Annotated in this window: 13 protein-coding genes and 5 tRNA genes; all 18 read right to left on the bottom strand. The window is 39.2% G+C overall.

The window, feature by feature from the left end; translation table 11 throughout:
- Window positions 1–4 precede the first annotated feature (4 nt).
- Window positions 5–2,086, bottom strand: coding sequence for an elongation factor G (gene fusA, locus EVJ48_05750; protein RZV38998.1), 2,082 nt, complete (start codon window positions 2,084–2,086; stop codon window positions 5–7).
- 13 nt (window positions 2,087–2,099) lie between these two features.
- Window positions 2,100–2,570 (bottom strand): 30S ribosomal protein S7, encoded by a 471-nt coding sequence (locus tag EVJ48_05755; protein ID RZV38999.1) that lies wholly within the window; start codon window positions 2,568–2,570, stop codon window positions 2,100–2,102.
- 42 nt (window positions 2,571–2,612) lie between these two features.
- On the bottom strand, window positions 2,613–2,984 hold the full coding sequence (locus tag EVJ48_05760) for a 30S ribosomal protein S12 (GenBank protein ID RZV39000.1): 372 nt from the start codon (window positions 2,982–2,984) through the stop codon (window positions 2,613–2,615).
- Window positions 2,985–3,125: 141 nt separating this feature from the next.
- Entirely contained in the window at window positions 3,126–7,328 is a 4,203-nt protein-coding gene (rpoC, locus tag EVJ48_05765; GenBank protein RZV39001.1) for a DNA-directed RNA polymerase subunit beta', read from the bottom strand.
- Complete coding sequence (gene rpoB / locus EVJ48_05770) at window positions 7,318–11,457, bottom strand: DNA-directed RNA polymerase subunit beta (protein RZV39025.1); 4,140 nt, start codon at window positions 11,455–11,457, stop codon at window positions 7,318–7,320. The genes rpoC and rpoB overlap by 11 nt, the downstream gene beginning before the upstream one ends.
- Before the next feature lie 84 nt (window positions 11,458–11,541).
- Window positions 11,542–11,925: a 50S ribosomal protein L7/L12 gene (locus EVJ48_05775; protein ID RZV39026.1), complete on the bottom strand. Its 384-nt coding sequence runs from the start codon at window positions 11,923–11,925 to the stop codon at window positions 11,542–11,544.
- Between the two features lie 69 nt (window positions 11,926–11,994).
- Window positions 11,995–12,513 (bottom strand): 50S ribosomal protein L10, encoded by a 519-nt coding sequence (locus EVJ48_05780; protein ID RZV39002.1) that lies wholly within the window; start codon window positions 12,511–12,513, stop codon window positions 11,995–11,997.
- A gap of 164 nt (window positions 12,514–12,677) precedes the next feature.
- Window positions 12,678–13,376, bottom strand: coding sequence for a 50S ribosomal protein L1 (locus tag EVJ48_05785; protein RZV39003.1), 699 nt, complete (start codon window positions 13,374–13,376; stop codon window positions 12,678–12,680).
- Window positions 13,377–13,411: 35 nt separating this feature from the next.
- Entirely contained in the window at window positions 13,412–13,840 is a 429-nt protein-coding gene (gene rplK, locus EVJ48_05790) for a 50S ribosomal protein L11 (protein RZV39004.1), read from the bottom strand.
- Between the two features lie 55 nt (window positions 13,841–13,895).
- Complete coding sequence (gene nusG / locus EVJ48_05795; protein RZV39027.1) at window positions 13,896–14,429, bottom strand: transcription termination/antitermination factor NusG; 534 nt, start codon at window positions 14,427–14,429, stop codon at window positions 13,896–13,898.
- Window positions 14,430–14,550: 121 nt separating this feature from the next.
- A complete protein-coding gene (gene secE / locus EVJ48_05800) occupies window positions 14,551–14,736 on the bottom strand; it encodes a preprotein translocase subunit SecE (protein RZV39028.1) in 186 nt (61 codons plus the stop codon).
- Between the two features lie 82 nt (window positions 14,737–14,818).
- Window positions 14,819–14,895: transfer RNA gene (locus EVJ48_05805), tRNA-Trp, on the bottom strand.
- 9 nt (window positions 14,896–14,904) lie between these two features.
- On the bottom strand, window positions 14,905–15,054 hold the full coding sequence (gene rpmG / locus EVJ48_05810; protein ID RZV39005.1) for a 50S ribosomal protein L33: 150 nt from the start codon (window positions 15,052–15,054) through the stop codon (window positions 14,905–14,907).
- Window positions 15,055–15,109: 55 nt separating this feature from the next.
- Window positions 15,110–16,300, bottom strand: coding sequence for an elongation factor Tu (tuf, locus tag EVJ48_05815; GenBank protein ID RZV39006.1), 1,191 nt, complete (start codon window positions 16,298–16,300; stop codon window positions 15,110–15,112).
- A gap of 57 nt (window positions 16,301–16,357) precedes the next feature.
- Window positions 16,358–16,432: transfer RNA gene (locus EVJ48_05820), tRNA-Thr, on the bottom strand.
- Window positions 16,433–16,458: 26 nt separating this feature from the next.
- A tRNA-Gly gene (locus tag EVJ48_05825) sits at window positions 16,459–16,534 on the bottom strand.
- 89 nt (window positions 16,535–16,623) lie between these two features.
- A tRNA-Tyr gene (locus EVJ48_05830) sits at window positions 16,624–16,709 on the bottom strand.
- Between the two features lie 61 nt (window positions 16,710–16,770).
- Window positions 16,771–16,845: transfer RNA gene (locus tag EVJ48_05835), tRNA-Thr, on the bottom strand.
- Between the last annotated feature and the right edge of the window lie 50 nt (window positions 16,846–16,895).

The following is a 16,895-nucleotide window of genomic DNA, read 5'->3' on the forward strand; positions in this document are numbered from 1 at the left end:
TAAACTATTTACCTTGTGATTTAGCAATAATTTCTTCCGATATAACCTTCGGAACTTGTTCATATTTTAAAAATTCCATGGTGTAATTAGCCCTGCCCTGCGTTTTAGATCTTAAATCGGTAGAATAACCGAACATTTGCGCAAGAGGTACTTCGGCATTTATAACCTGAATTCCGGCTCTTGCTTCAAGATTTAATATTTTACCCCTTCTCGAATTTAAATCGCCTATAACGTCTCCCATAAACTCTTCCGGCACTAAAACTTCTACCTTCATAATAGGCTCAAGAAGAGCGGGGGCTGCTTTTTTTGCACCGTCTTTAAAAGCCATAGATGCGGCAATTTTAAAAGCCATCTCAGATGAATCGACGTCATGGAACGATCCGTCGAAAACGGCAACTTTTACGTCGACTACTGGATAACCTGCAAGAACTCCCGTAGTTAAAGCTTCCTGTACCCCTTTATTTATTGCAGGTATATACTCTGCGGGAATAACGCCGCCTTTAATCTTATTTTCAAATTCATATCCGGCGCCTTTTCCAAGCGGTTCTATTTCAAGCCAAACATGACCGTATTGGCCTCTTCCGCCGGACTGGCGTATAAACTTACCTTCCGATTCGACTTTTTTATTTATTGTTTCTTTATATGCAACCTGCGGTTTACCTACGTTTGCGTCGACTTTAAACTCGCGCGTTAATCTGTCTACTATGATTTCAAGATGAAGTTCGCCCATTCCGGAAATTATCGTCTGTCCGGTTTCTAAATCCGTCTTAACTTTAAACGAAGGATCTTCTATGGTAAGCTTCTGAAGCGACAAACCTAACTTTTCCTGGTCGGCTTTAGTTTTCGGCTCTATGGCAACGGAAATAACGGGATCCGGAAATTCCATAGACTCAAGAACTATTATGCTGGATTCGTCACAAAGCGTATCGCCGGTAGTCGTACTGCGCAATCCGACGGCTGCCGCTATATCTCCGGCATGTACCTCTTTTATTTCTTCCTTTTTATTTGCATGCATTTTTAAGAGCCTGCCGATTCTCTCTTTTGAATCTTTAACGGAATTATATACGTAAGAACCTGATGCAAGAATTCCGGAATATACTCTTATATATGTTAGTTGGCCTGTATAAGGATCGGAAGCAATTTTAAAAGCTAATGCAGAAAACGGCTCATCATCTGAAGGACGCCTTATTTCTTCTTTTTCTGTTTTAGGATTTATTCCCGTCATCGGCGAAACGTCTAACGGTGAAGGCAGATAATCGACTACTGCATCAAGCAGCGGCTGTACGCCTTTATTTTTAAAAGCCGAACCGCAAAAAACGGGCACTACTTTAAATTCTAAAGCAGCCTGCCTTATAGCTTTTTTGGCCGCATCGACGTCGACTTCTTCGCCGGCAAGATATTTTTCCATTAACGAATCGTTAAAATCACAGGCTTTTTCAATAAATTCGTCATGATATTTCTTTGATTCTTCTTTATACTCTTCGGGTATTTCGATTATGTCGTACTCAGCGCCCATAGTTTCGTCTTTATATAGATAAGCTTTCATTTTAGCAATATCTATAATCCCTTTAAAATTTTCTTCCAATCCCATCGGAATTTGCATCACTACCGGAACTGCATTAAGCCTTGTTCTAATCATATCTACGCATCTAAAAAAATTGGCTCCGGTTCTATCCATTTTGTTTACGAAGCATATCCTTGGAACTTTATATTTGTCCGCCTGTCTCCAGACTGTTTCCGACTGAGGTTCGACACCGGCAACGCCGTCAAAAACTGCTACAGCGCCATCTAAAACTCTTAGCGACCTTTCTACTTCGATAGTAAAGTCGACATGCCCGGGAGTATCTATAATATTAATCCTGTGATTTTTCCAAAAACACGTCGTAGCGGCAGATGTGATAGTTATACCTCTTTCCTGCTCCTGCTCCATCCAGTCCATTGTTGCGGTTCCTTCATGGACCTCTCCTATCTTGTAATTAACGCCGGTATAATAAAGTATTCTTTCGGTGGTCGTCGTTTTTCCGGCGTCGATATGCGCCATGATACCTATATTTCTTGTTTTATCTAATGAAATTTTATCTGCCATTTATTTTAACCCCTTACCATTTGAAATGGGCAAAAGCCTTGTTTGCTTCGGCCATCTTGAACGTGTCTTCTTTCTTTTTTATAGAACTGCCTCTGTTATTTGCCGCATCTAGTAATTCAAGCGCAAGATTTTCTTCCATGGATTTTTCGCTTCTCAATCTTGCGTAGCCTATTATCCACCTGATTGCCAGATATAATCTTCTGTCCGGCCTGACTTCGACGGGAACCTGATAGTTTGAGCCGCCTATTCTTCTAGCCTTTACCTCTAAAACAGGCTTAACGTTTTCAATAGCCTGCTTAAAAATTTTAAAACCGTCGTCTTTTGTTTTTTCGGCAATTATGTCGAGCGATTTATAAAATATTTTCTCGCTGACGCTTTTTTTCCCGTCGTACATAAGTTTATTTAAAAACTTTTGAACTACTTTATCGTTAAATTTAGGATCGCCTTCCACTATTCTTTTAACTGCTCTTTTTCTACGCGACAATTTTCCACTCCTTCGCTAAAATGCTGTTTTCTTTTTTATTATTTATTTAGCTCTTTTAGTTCCGTATTTAGACCTGCTCTGTTTTCTGCCGTTAACTCCGACGCAGTCGAGAGCGCCCCTGATTATATGATACCTGACGCCCGGCAAGTCTTTTACTCTTCCGCCTCTTATTAAAACAACCGAGTGTTCCTGCAAATTATGTCCTTCGCCCGGAATATAAGTAGTAACCTCCATACCGTTAGTCAGCTTTACCCTTGCTACTTTTCTTAACGCCGAATTCGGTTTTTTAGGCGTCGTAGTATATACTCTGACGCATACTCCTCTTTTCTGAGGAGAGCCTTTCAACGCTGGCGAAGATGTTTTTTTTACCGATTTTTTTCTTGCATTCCTTATTAACTGATTTATCGTCGGCACTTTTACTCCTTTACTTTGTTATTATAGAACGATGCTTTTCTTTCGTCCTTCTTAATTTATTATTTATTAACAGTGGAATTATTGATTTTAATACTTAATAAATTTTTTGTCAATATGTTTTTTATATATTTTTTACTTTTTTTAAATAACCTCGACATCAAGAGACGAATATTTTTCAAATCCCGTTCCGGCAGGAATGAGCCTTCCCATAATTACGTTTTCTTTTAATCCATTTAAGTTATCGATTTTGCAGTGTATAGCGGCTTCGGTCAACACCTTCGTCGTCTCCTGGAACGATGCAGCGGAAATGAAACTTTCAGTGCTTAGCGACGACTTTGTAATACCCATTAATTCTGGCTCGGCTATAGCAGGAATGCCGCCATCTTTTAAAACCCTTTCGTTTTCTGCGTCAAAAACGATTTTATCTACGATTTCGTCTTCGAGAAATTTAGAATCGCCGGGGTTTTTAATCCTTACGTTTTTAAGCATCTGTTTAACTATAACTTCTATATGCTTATCGTTAATTTTAACGCCTTGAAGCCTGTATACTTCCTGTATTTCGTCGACCAAAAATTTGGCTAGTTCCTTTTCTCCAAGAACCTTCAATATATCGTGAGGATTAGGCGACCCGTCCATAAGAGGTTCTCCTGCATTTACATAATCGCCTTCGTGTACGCTGACGAGTTTTCCCTTAGGTATAAGATATTCTCTCGGTTCGCCGTGCGGAGGCGTAATAATAACGCGTCTTTTCCCTTTAAAATCACGGCCGAATGATACTTTTCCGTTTATCTCGGTAATGACTGCCCATTCCTTCGGCTTTCTGGCTTCAAAAAGTTCTACGACTTTCGGCAAACCTCCCGTTATATCCTTGGTTTTAGTAGTTTCTCGAGGAATTCTGGCTATTATATCGCCTGCAAAAACTTCATCTCCTTCCTGAACTGAAAGATGCGCTCCGATCGGCATCAAATATGACTTTTCCTGTTGAGCAGATTTAATTATTATCTTTGGCCTTAATGTCTGGTCCCTGGATTCTATAATAACCTTTCTCGACAATCCGGTCGTTTCGTCGACCTGTTCCTGCATCGTTTCATTTTCCCTAATGTCGTCGTATTTAATTTTACCGGATATATTAGAAATTATCGGATTAATATAAGAATCCCAGTCGGCAATAAGAGTGTTTTTCTTAACGGACGACTCCGGCTCCACTTTAATTTTAGAACCGTAAGTAAGTTGTATTTTCTCAAGCTCCCTTCCCAATTCATCTAAAATAACTATATTGCCGTTTTTATTCATTACTACGTATTCATTTTCTCTATTCTTGATAACGTTTAGGTTATTAAATTTTACCTTACCTTCATATTTATTCTCTATGCTTGTCTGTTCCGTCCTTCTAGAAGCCGTACCTCCGACATGAAACGTTCTCATAGTAAGCTGGGTACCGGGCTCGCCTATAGACTGCGCAGCCATAATTCCTATTGCTTCGCCTATATTAACTAAATGCCCTCTGGCAAGGTCTCTCCCGTAACATTTTACGCAAACGCCTCTTTTTGTTTTACATGTCAAAACAGACCTTATTTTAACGCTTTCTATATGAGCATTGCTTATTTTATTGGAATGAAATTCCGTAATTTCTTCATTCGCTTTAACGATAAGTTCGCCTGAAAACGGGTCGACTATATCTTCAAGCGCAACCCTGCCGAGTATTCTCTCTTCTATAGGCTCTATAGTTTCTCCGCTTTCTACTAAGGTGGAAACTATTATGCCGTCCATAGTGCCGCAGTCTTCTTCGGTAATAATATTATCCTGCGAAACGTCGACAAGCCTTCTCGTTAAATATCCGGAGTTTGCAGTCTTTAATGCTGTATCCGCAAGACCTTTCCTTGCTCCGTGAGTAGATATAAAATATTGGAGAACCGTCAAACCTTCCCTGAAATTTGCAGTAATAGGCGTCTCTATAATTTCTCCTGAGGGCTTTGCCATAAGCCCTCTCATTCCGGCCAGCTGCCTTATTTGAGTTTCGGAACCTCTTGAACCGGAATCTGCCATTATATATATAGAGTTAAAACTTTTGCCCTGTATTTTCTTATTATTTTTTTTGTCGGAATATTCCTGGATACCGAGCTTATTCATCATGACTCCGCCTATCTGGTCGGTTGCGCCTGCCCAAGTATCTACGACTTTATTATATCTCTCGCCTTTTGTTATTAATCCTTCTTTATAGCTGTTTTCTATTTCTTCTACGGCTTTTGTAGCATCTTTAATAATTCTGTGCTTCTCTGCCGGAACTTCCATATCGCTTATACATATCGATATTCCGGACTTTGTCGAGTATTCATAGCCCATAGATTTTAATCTGTCTGCAAGAATAACTGTTTTTTTAGGCCCGCATACCCTGAATGCATAATCGATTAAGTTAGTAATCTCTTTTTTAGTCATTACCGTATTAATTAATTCAAAAGGAATTTCCTCAGGAATTATTTCAAATAGAATAACCCTTCCTACCGTAGTGCTTTCTATTTTATTTTTTATCCTCACTTTTATGGAAGCATGAAGGCTTACATGTCCGTTGTCGTAAGCAAATTTTACTTCGTCCGGATCCGCAAAAATCTTATTTTCGCCTTTAACAAACGGCATTTCTCTCGTCATATAATAAAGTCCAAGGACTATATCCTGCGAAGGAACTATAATAGGTTTTCCGCTTGCAGGCGAAAGTATGTTGTTTGTCGCCATCATTAAAACTCTTGCTTCGACTTGAGCTTCTATAGATAACGGAACATGTACGGCCATTTGGTCTCCGTCGAAATCTGCATTAAAAGCCGCGCAGACAAGAGGATGTAAATGTATGGCCTTGCCTTCGACTAATATAGGTTCAAATGCCTGAATTCCAAGCCTGTGAAGGGTTGGCGCCCTGTTAAGCATAACGGGATGTTCTTTTATAACCTCTTCCAATACGTCAAAAACTTCAGGAGCTTCCCTGTCGACTATTTTCTTTGTAGTTTTTAGAGTGTCCGTAATGCCTCTTTGCAGCAGTTTATTAAATATGAAAGGCTTGAAAAGCTCTATAGCCATTTTTTTGGGCAAACCGCACTGATGAAGTTTTAATTCAGGTCCGACGACGATAACCGACCTTCCGGAATAATCGACCCTTTTTCCGAGAAGATTTAGCCTGAATCTGCCTGTTTTGCCTTTAAGCATGTCGCTTAAAGATTTTAGCGGCCTTCTGTTAGAACCCATTATAGTGCGTCCGCGTCTGCCGTTGTCGAAAAGAGCATCGACTGCTTCCTGAAGCATTCTTTTTTCGTTTTTAATAATAATTTCGGGAGCCGAAAGTTCCATCAGCTTCTTTAACCTGTTATTCCTGTTTATAACTCTCCTGTATAAATCGTTTAAATCGGAACTGGCAAATCTGCCGCCTTCAAGAGGCACTAAAGGACGCAAATCCGGCGGTATTACAGGAATAACGTCTAATATCATCCATTCCGGTTTATTGCCGGAAACCCTGAAAGCTTCAATTAATTTAAGCTGTTTCGCAAGCTTTTTCTTTTTTATGCCGTTAGGTAATTCGGCAATTTCTTCCTTCAGGCTTTTTGACAGCGATTCTAGGTCTATATTGCTAAGCAAAGATTTTAATGCTTCGGCGCCTATCCCAGCCTTAAAATTATAGCCCTCTTTATTTAGCTTTTGGTAATTCTCTTCATTTATTAAATCTTTATATTTTAAACCTAATTTTGCCGCATCTCCGGATTCCAATATAACGTAAGATTCAAAATAAAGAACTTTTTCGATATCTTTAAGTGTCATATCGAGAATACTGCCGATTCTTGACGGCAAACTTTTAAAAAACCATATATGGGCAACGGGCGAAGCCAGTTCTATATGCCCTAATCTTTCTCTTCTAACTTTTGAAGATATGACCTCTACGCCGCATTTTTCACAGACTATGCCGCGATGTTTCATTCTTTTATATTTGCCGCAGTTGCACTCGTAATCCTTAATCGGTCCAAAAATTCTTGCGCAAAAAAGTCCGTCTCTTTCAGGCTTTAATGTTCTGTAATTTATAGTTTCCGGTTTCTTGACCTCGCCGTGTGACCATTTTTTTATAGTATCGGGAGAAGCAATTCCAAGTTTTATTGCGTTGAAACTCAAAGGATCGCTGATTCCCTCGCCGTCGTTGAGGAAAAAATTTCTTTTACCCGATTTTTCAAATATTCTCTTAAGGTCTATATCTTTTTCATTCGTAACTGCGCTTTCTTCCTCGTCCTCCGCAATATCGTCAAGACTCACCGTTAATTCGTCGTCCGTCGGATTATCCGAATATTTATCTATATCTTCATCAAACTGCATTATCTCCCTCCTTTAATAGCTCTACGTTGAGGCAAAGGCTCTGTAATTCTTTAATTAAAACATTAAAAGATTCTGGTAAGCCGACTTTAAATGAGTTATCGCCTTTAACTATAGCTTCATACATTCTTGTTCTTCCGACCGAATCATCGGATTTTACGGTAAGAAATTCCTGCAGAGTATGTGCGGCACCGTATGCTTCCATTGCCCACACTTCCATTTCTCCGAGCCTTTGACCTCCAAATTGAGCCTTGCCGCCCAAAGGCTGCTGAGTAACTAAGGAATACGGTCCGGTAGACCTTGCATGTATCTTGTCGTCGACCAAATGATGCAGTTTAAGCATATACATTATTCCTACCGTAACCTTCCTGTCGAAAGACTCTCCCGTTCTTCCGTCAAAAAGCTCAACCTGTCCTGTTTCATCGACACCCGATATTTTGAGATAATTTTTAATATCGTTCTCTTTGGCTCCGTCAAAAACCGGAGTAGCCATATACACGCCTTTTTTATATTTTCTTGCTGTTTCTATTACTTCTTCGTCGTTCAATCCTTTAATAAAATTAGACATAGTAGGTTCGGTAAATATTTCTAACAGTTTTTGCCTTACCGCTTCCGGCCCAAAATTATCTTCGATAAGCTTATTTATTTGAACGCCTAAATTATGCGCGGCCCAGCCGAGATGAACCTCTAGTACCTGCCCTACGTTCATTCTCGAAGGAACGCCGAGCGGATTTAACACCATATCGACTATCCTGCCGTCCTTCATAAAAGGCATATCGTTAAGCGGCAGTATTCTTGAAACTACGCCTTTATTGCCGTGCCTTCCCGCCATCTTATCGCCGACAGACAATCTTCTTTTTATAGCTATATATACTTTTATCGTTTTTAATACTCCAGGCGGAAGTTCGTCGCCTCTCTGAAGTCTTTCTATTTTTTCGTCATAGTAAGATTTAAGCAAATCGGCGTCTTCAAGCGAGTCGTCTTCAATTTTTTTTAACCTGTCGTAAATACCTTTTGAATTTCCTTCAAATTCTAAATTAAAAATATCCTCTTTGGTCAATTTAGCCGCTATAATCTCCGTTATAGCGTCGCCTTTTTTCAAAGAAATAGATTTATGACCGGCCGACGACAAAGTTATGCCGGATTTAACTTTTTTATTTACTATTAGATGCCTCATCTTATGAAGCGCTTCATTTAAAACGGACTTTTGCTTTGATTCCATTTCTCTGTTTAAATTTGCAACTTCGACGTCTTCTATTTCTTTTTCCTTAACGTCTTTTTCTATGCCTTTCCTAGAGAAAACTCTTATATCGACTACTACTCCTGAAACCCCAGGCGGCACTTTCAAAGACGTATCTTTGACTTCCTTTGCTTTTTCTCCAAATATGGCGCGCAGCAATTTTTCTTCCGGAGTAAGGACGGTTTCGCCTTTAGGAGTAACTTTTCCTACGAGTATATCCTGGGCTTTTACTTCGGCGCCAATCCTGATGATACCGTTTTCATCGAGATTTTTTAGTGCGTCTTCGCTTACGTTAGGAATATCGGCGGTAATTTCTTCTTTTCCGGATTTAGTTTCCCTGCACGCAACTTCAAATTCTTCTATATGTATTGAAGTAAAGGCATCTTCATGGAGCAATTTTTCGCTTACGAGTATAGAATCTTCAAAATTATAGCCGTTCCATGGCATAAATGCTACAAGCACGTTATGTCCTAGAGCTAATTCTCCATTTTTGGTAGAAGTTCCGTCTGCTATAATCTGCCCTTTAACAACATTATCGTCGGCTTTAACAAGAGGCCTCTGATTTAAGCATGTATTTTGGTTCGACCTCTGAAACTTTACGAGATCATATTCATAATCTGTGCTTAATTCTTCATCATGGCCGTTTCCGTCCGACTTTATTATAATCTTGGTCGAATCAACGTAACTTACCTTTCCGGACTGGTTAGCCGTAATGCTTACCCCTGAATCTTGCGCTACTATTCTTTCTATACCGGTGCCAACTATAGGCGGGTCGGGCATTAACAACGGAACTGCCTGCCTTTGCATGTTTGAACCCATAAGTGCGCGGTTTGCGTCGTCGTTTTCCAAGAAAGGTATAAGCGAAGTAGCTACCGAAACGAGCTGCATTGGGGAAACGTCTATATAATCGACTTCGTTAGGATAAACCATTACGGTTTCTCCGCTATGCCTTACGGGAATCAATTCGTTCTTTAGATATCCGTTTTTATCTATTTCTGCATTTGCCTGGGCTATGACGTATTTTTCTTCTTCCATAGCCGTCAAAAAATGCACCTCGTCCGTTACTTGAGCTTTGTCTTCAGTTACGTTAACTTTTCTATAAGGCGTTTCGATAAAACCGTATTCATTTACTCTTGCGTAAGAAGAAAGCGAGGCTATCAGACCTATATTAGGGCCTTCGGGAGTTTCTATAGGACATATTCTTCCGTAATGGGTAGGATGAACGTCTCTGACTTCAAATCCTGCCCTTTCTCTTGTTAATCCCCCAGGTCCAAGAGCCGAAAGCCGTCTTTTGTGCGTTATTTCTGAAAGAGGATTAGTTTGATCCATAAATTGCGACAGTTGGCTTCTTCCGAAAAATTCTTTCATTAATGAATTAACAGGCTTAGGATTAATGAGGTCGTTAGGCATGAGGGAATCTAATTTTTGAGCCGTCATTCTCTCTTTTATAGCCCTTTCCATTCTCACCAAACCTATTCTGAATTGATTTTCTAACAGTTCGCCTACAGACTTGACCCTTCTGTTGCCGAGATGGTCTATATCGTCGACGGATCCTCTTCCGTCCTTAAGCTCCATTAAATATTTTAAAACATTTAATATATCGTCCGGCGATAAGACTCTGTCGTTTAAGCTTTTATTTAAATTTAGCTTATTATTGATTTTGAGCCTGCCGACTTCCGACAGATCGTATCTTTCGGGATTAAAAAACAGGTTTGCGAAATATGTAGCGGCAGACGTTAAATGAGGAGGCTCCCCGGGTCTCATTCTCTTATATATATCTATTATAGCTTCATCTTTAGTATTTACTTTATCGGACAGTAAAGTTTCTAAAATAGATGATGAAACGTTCATATTGTCGATGTAGTAAACTTTAATTTCATTAATTCCTACGCTCTTTAATGTTTCTAAAAGCGCTGAATTTATGGGCTGTACCGATTTTGCGATAATTTCTTTTGCGTCCGTTATATCTTCGGCAATATATTTGCCGAAGATATCCGATTCATCGCAAGGCAAAAAATCTATTCCCAATTCTTCGAGCTTGTTAATTAGCTGTCTTGTAATCCTTCTGTTTTTTTTGATTATAACTTCATTAGTTTTTGGATCGATAATATCGTCGTAAGCCCTGGCTGATACAAGAAAATCTTTCGGTGTTTTTTTGAAATATTTTCCGCCTTCAATTTTGAAAGTTTCTATTTTGTAAAAATTTGCCAAAATATCTTCTTTAGAATATCCGACTGCTTTTAACAAAATCGTTGCGGGGAGTTTTCTTTTTCTGTCAATCCTGACAAAGACCATATCTCTCTGGTCGAATTCAAAATCTAACCATGAGCCTCTATAAGGAATAATTCTGGCGGTATAAAATGGTTTACCTTGCGCGTGGCTCCTAATTTTATCGCTGTCGTAAAATACGCCGGGAGATCTTTGCAACTGACTTACTATAACTCTTTCTATACCGTTAATGATGAAAGAGCCGTTATTGGTCATTAGAGGAATTTCACCGAAATATATTTCCTGTTCCTTAATATCCTTTATATCTCTCTGCGTGCTTTCGCCTTCGTTAATTCCGTTTCCAACCTCGTATGTAACAAGATCGAACAATACTTTTAACGAAGCGCTGTAAGTAAGACTTTTTTGTTTGCATTCATATTCGCTGTATTTCGGGTCGCCTATAGTATATCCCTTATATTCCAACGAAAAATTTTTATTTAATCCTTCTATAGGAAATACAGATTTAAAAACTCCCTCAAGACCGAAATTAAGTCTTTTATCTTGAGAGAGTTCTTTTTGTAAAAATCTTCCGTATGAATTCCTCTGAACCTCAAGAAGGCTTGGTATATCTATAACCTTTTTGATTTTAGAGAAGTTCTTTCTTAATATAATGGGATTACCCATTCCTATATTTATTTCGGATTTTGCTTTTGACATTTAAATTTAAACTCCCGTTTTTTTATAACTTAAATACGACTATATTTTAATTTATTTCACTTCAACGGTAGCGCCGACTTCTTCTAATTTTGCTTTCATTTTTTGCGCATCTTCTTTGTTTACTCCGGTTTTAAGGGGTTTTGGCGCTCCGTCGACTAAATCTTTAGCTTCTTTTAATCCAAGGCTTGTAAGCTCTCTGACAACTTTAATAACTTGAATCTTATTGGAACCTGCATTTGCAAGAACGACATCGAATTCCGTCTTTTCTTCAGCCTGTGCCGGAGCTGCAGCTGAGGCGGCGCCTCCTGCGGCGGGAGCAGCCATTGCAATCTGGTCGGCTTTAACTCCGAATTTTTCTTCTATAGATTTAATAAGCTCGTTCAATTCGATTATTGATACGTTTTCGATATAGTTTAAAACATCTTCTTTAGTTATGGCCATTCTTTTTATCCTCCGATAATTATTTAATATTAAATGAATTAATTATTTTAAAATTTACGGCATTTACGCAGCCGCTTTTTTTGCTTCCAACGCTTTCAACGTTCTTACGAAATTCACGACAGGCGCTTTTAACGTAAATACTAAGCGTACTTCCGGCGACTTAATAATAGAAATAAATCTTCCGATTAAGACGTCTTTGGAAGGCAGCGTGGCAAGAGTATCGATTGCGGCTTTATCAAGAACAGTTTGATAATAACCGGCTTTAATCTCGATATTATCAGGATTTTCTTTGGCAAATTTCGACAGAGCTTTTGAACTTGCAAGCGGTTCGTTTGTAAATATCAAAAAATTAGGTCCGTTTAAGAATTCAGATAAAGATTCTACGTGCGTTCCTTTGAATGCAATCTTACTCAGCGTATTTTTGAAAACTTTGAGCATTGCGCCGGCTTCCCGCGTCTGTTTTCTTAAAAAACTAAATTTCTCTACCGTTAAACCCTGATATTTTCCTATGAATACCGCCTGGTTAGACTCAAGGCTTTGCTTTAGAAATTCAATTTCTTGACTCTTTCTTTCTTTTTTCAATTTTTTCTCCCCTCCTTTCTTTTAAATTTTCTTGAATACGTCAACAAACCAAGAGCAATTTAAAAGAAAATCAGGAAATTTAGCTCTTATGTCTGGGCAGGATTTACTTGTTTTACCTGTCGTCATTGACGATAAAGAATTTTTTGAATTATTATTTTGTATGTTTAAATCATTTTAAGTTTTAAAGTATCCACGTTGACTCCCAAACCCATAGTTGAAGATAAAGAAACTTTTTTTACGTACACGCCCTTGCTTGCAGCCGGTTTCAATCTGTTAACGACTTCGAGCAGTGCAGTAAAGTTTTCCTTAAGCTTATCGGCACCGAAAGATACTTTGCCTATAGATGCCTGAACTATGCCGTTTTTTTCGGCTTTGAATTCTATTTTTCCTTCTTTTAATTCTTTGACTATTTTACCTACTTCAAACGTTACGGTTCCGACTTTCGGATTCGGCATTAAACCCCTTGGACCTAATATTTTCCCGAGTTTTCCGACGCTTGCCATCATATCCGGCGTTGCGACGACTCTGTTAAAATCCATAAAGCCCTGCTGTACTTTTGCAATCATATCGTCTTGTCCTACATAATCAGCGCCAGCAGTCTGAGCTTCACGCTCTTTTTCGCCCTTTGCGAAAACTAAAATTTTAACCGTCTTTCCGGTTCCGTGAGGCAAAAGAACCGCTCCCCTAACCTGCTGGTCGTTCTTCTTTACGTCTATCCCAAGATTTATTGCTACGTCTACCGCTTCATCGAATTTAGCATAGTGCGATTCGACCACGATTTTTATGGCATCGTCCAACGTCATATTTTTATTGCCTGCGTCGGCTTTTTTTAATGCGTCTGTATATTTTTTTCCTCTTTTCATATATTTATAGTCTCCTTTGATATTGAATTCAATCTTTAATCGGTAATATCTATGCCCATGCTTCTTGCCGTTCCTTCAATAATCTTCATCGCCGGCGTTAAGTCGTTTGCATTCAGGTCGGGCATTTTTATTTTGGCTATTTCCATTACCTTAGCCCTTTTAAGAACCGCAACCTTATTTTTATTCGGCTCTTTTGAACCTTTTTCTATTCCTGCTGCCTGCTTCAACATTACGGAAGCGGGCGGAGTTTTTAAAATAAAATCGAATGATCTGTCTGCATAAACAGTCAGTACTACCGGTATAACCGTACCTTCCTGCGATTTAGTGCGTTCGTTGAATTGTTTGCAAAATTCCATTATATTAACGCCATGCTGACCTAAAGCAGGTCCGACGGGAGGAGCCGGATTTGCTTTGCCCCCGACAATCTGCAATTTAACCATTGCTTGAACTTTCTTTACCGCCATATTATTTATCCTCTTTATTAAGAAACGGATTAAATCCGCCTCGTTTATATTTTAATTAATTTCTTTCTACCTGGGTAAAATCCAATTCGACCGGCGTTGCTCTGCCGAATATCGATACAAGAACTTCCAATTTGCTTTTATCGGGTTTAATTTCATTAATTATACCGTTAAAACCAGAGAAAGGACCTTCCGTAATTTTAACGCCGTCCCCCTTGGAAAACTCGATTTTTGCTTTAGGTCTCTTGATTCCTTCGGTTATCTGTGCGACTATCTTTCCCATTTCAGATTCGTCGACGGGCATAGGATTTAGCTGATCTCCTACAAAACCGGTTACTTTCGGAGTCGCTTTAAGAAGATGCCAAGAATCGGTATTCACGTTCATTCTTATAAAAATATAACCGGGGAAAAATTTTCTTTTTATTTTTTTCTTTCCGCCTTTTGCGGTTTTTTCGATTATATCTTCTTTTGGAACAATTATATCGCCGAAATATTTTTTTAAACCGCTGGAAACAATTCTCTCTTCCAACGCCAGCTTAACGTTATCTTCAAAACCGGAATAAGTATGGACGGCATACCATTTTTTCGGAATAGAGTCGTCTTCGGCGGATTCGATAATTGCGGCATTTTCTTCAGCTTCGCTTGCCGTATTTTCTTCCGATATTTCCTTTTCTTCTTTAGTCATTTATTTTTATTTTTATAATTACGATTAATTAAATTTGAAAAAAATACGAAAATATTTTTGAGAAAAATATATCGGTTAAACCAAGAAAAGCCGTGACAAGTACGATAAAAATTAACACGACGTAAGTAGTTTTAGTCGCTTTATCTCTTTCAGGCCATACTATCTTGCTTAATTCCGCCCTGACTTCATACAGGTATTGTTTGCTTTTTTTTATGAAATCAGAAACTGGATTGCTTTTCATATTTAATATACCGATTATTTTTATACAATTAAATTATATCTACGTGCCGATTTACTGGCAGGCCAGGAGGGATTCGAACCCCCAGCCCTCGGATTTGGAGTCCGATGCTCTAGCCGTTAGAGCTACTGGCCTATAAAAGTATTATTTTGTTTCTTTGTGCTCCGTATGAGTTTTACAAAATTTGCAATATTTTTTTACGGATAATTTTTCCGAAGAAAGTTTTTTATTTTTAGTGGTTGTATAGTTTCTTTGCTTGCATTCGCCGCATGCCAGCGTTATTATTTCTCTCATTGTTTATTTATTTCCTCTTTATTTGTTATATTTCCAGATTACTGTATCCGTTGATTTATTCGATAACCTCTGTTATAACGCCTGCACCTACGGTATGTCCGCCTTCCCTGATTGCAAATCTTAATTCTTTCTCGGCGGCTATGGGAGTGATAAGTTCTACGGACATTGCGACGTTATCGCCGGGCATAACCATTTCGATGCCTTCGGGGAGCGTGCAGACTCCGGTAACGTCGGTAGTTCTAAAATAAAACTGCGGACGATAGCCGTTAAAGAAGGGAGTATGGCGTCCGCCTTCTTCTTTGGTAAGTATGTATGCTTCGACTTTAAATTTTTTATGGGGAGTAATAGAACCGGGTTTGGCTAAAACCATACCTCTTTCTATCTCTTCCCTTTTTTTGCCTCTTAAAAGAACTCCTATGTTATCGCCTGCCTGACCTTCGTCAAGAAGTTTTCTGAACATTTCTACGCCGGTTACGACCGTTTTTGAAGTCGGAAGTATTCCTACTAGCTCCACTTCTTCTCCGACTTTGACGATTCCTCTTTCTACCCTGCCCGTTGCGACAGTTCCTCTTCCCGAAATGGAAAATACGTCTTCTACCGGCATAAGGAAAGGTTTATCTATATCTCTTTTCGGAACGGGGATATATTCATCTACCGCATCCATAAGATCTACTATTTTCTGAGTCCATTCGTTATCGCCTTCAGACTCTAATGCTTTAAGGGCGGAACCTTTTATTACCGGAACGCTGTCTCCGGGGAAATTATAGGAGGTTAAAAGTTCTCTTACTTCAAGTTCGACAAGCTCAAGAAGTTCGGGATCGTCAACCATATCGACTTTGTTTAAAAATACTACTATGTATGGAACGCCTACCTGGCGGGCTAAAAGGATATGCTCGCGGGTCTGAGGCATAGGGCCGTCCGCAGCGGAAACGACTAAAATTGCTCCGTCCATCTGTGCGGCTCCGGTTATCATATTCTTAACATAGTCGGCATGACCCGGGCAGTCGACGTGCGCATAGTGTCTTTTATCGGTAGAGTATTCTACGTGGGAAGTAGCGATGGTAATACCTCTTTCTTTTTCTTCCGGCGCGTTGTCTATCTGGTCGTATGATTTAAAAGTCGCCTGGCCTTTTTTTGCTAGTACTTTCGTGATGGCGGCAGTTAAAGTTGTTTTGCCGTGGTCAACGTGACCTATGGTTCCTATGTTGACGTGAGGCTTAGATCTGTCGAATTTCTCTTTGGACATTTAGTTCTCCTCCTATAAAAAAATATTCGTTTTTAAAATATTCTAAATTATTTTTATTGGAGCCCATGATCGGGATTGAACCGATGGCCTCTTCCTTACCAAGGAAGTGCTCCACCACTGAGCTACATGGGCATACATCATAAACGTATCTTAAAAAATGGAGCGGGAAACGGGGTTCGAACCCGCGACATTCAGCTTGGAAGGCTGACGCTCTACCAACTGAGCTATTCCCGCATTAAAAAAAATATTAATATTTTAAATCATAACTTCATATTTCAATAATATTTACCGAATATGAAATATATTTAAAATTAAGACTTAAATGGTGGAGAGGGAAGGATTCGAACCTTCGTAGACTCGCGCCGACAGATTTACAGTCTGTTCCCTTTAGCCGCTCGGGCACCTCTCCTTAACACCCAACCCAATCAGATTTAAATCTTAATTATAGTAAAATTATTTCTAAAACTATATGGAGCTGGCGATGGGAATCGAACCCGCAACCTGCTGATTACAAATCAGCTGCTCTGCCATTGAGCTACGCCAGCAAGTCAAAAAAATTCCCAAAAACCCCGCAATATTTAGAAACTTTAATAAT

This window comes from Candidatus Acidulodesulfobacterium acidiphilum, from assembly GCA_008534395.1.
Lineage (GTDB): Bacteria > SZUA-79 > SZUA-79 > Acidulodesulfobacterales > Acidulodesulfobacteraceae > Acidulodesulfobacterium_A > Acidulodesulfobacterium_A acidiphilum.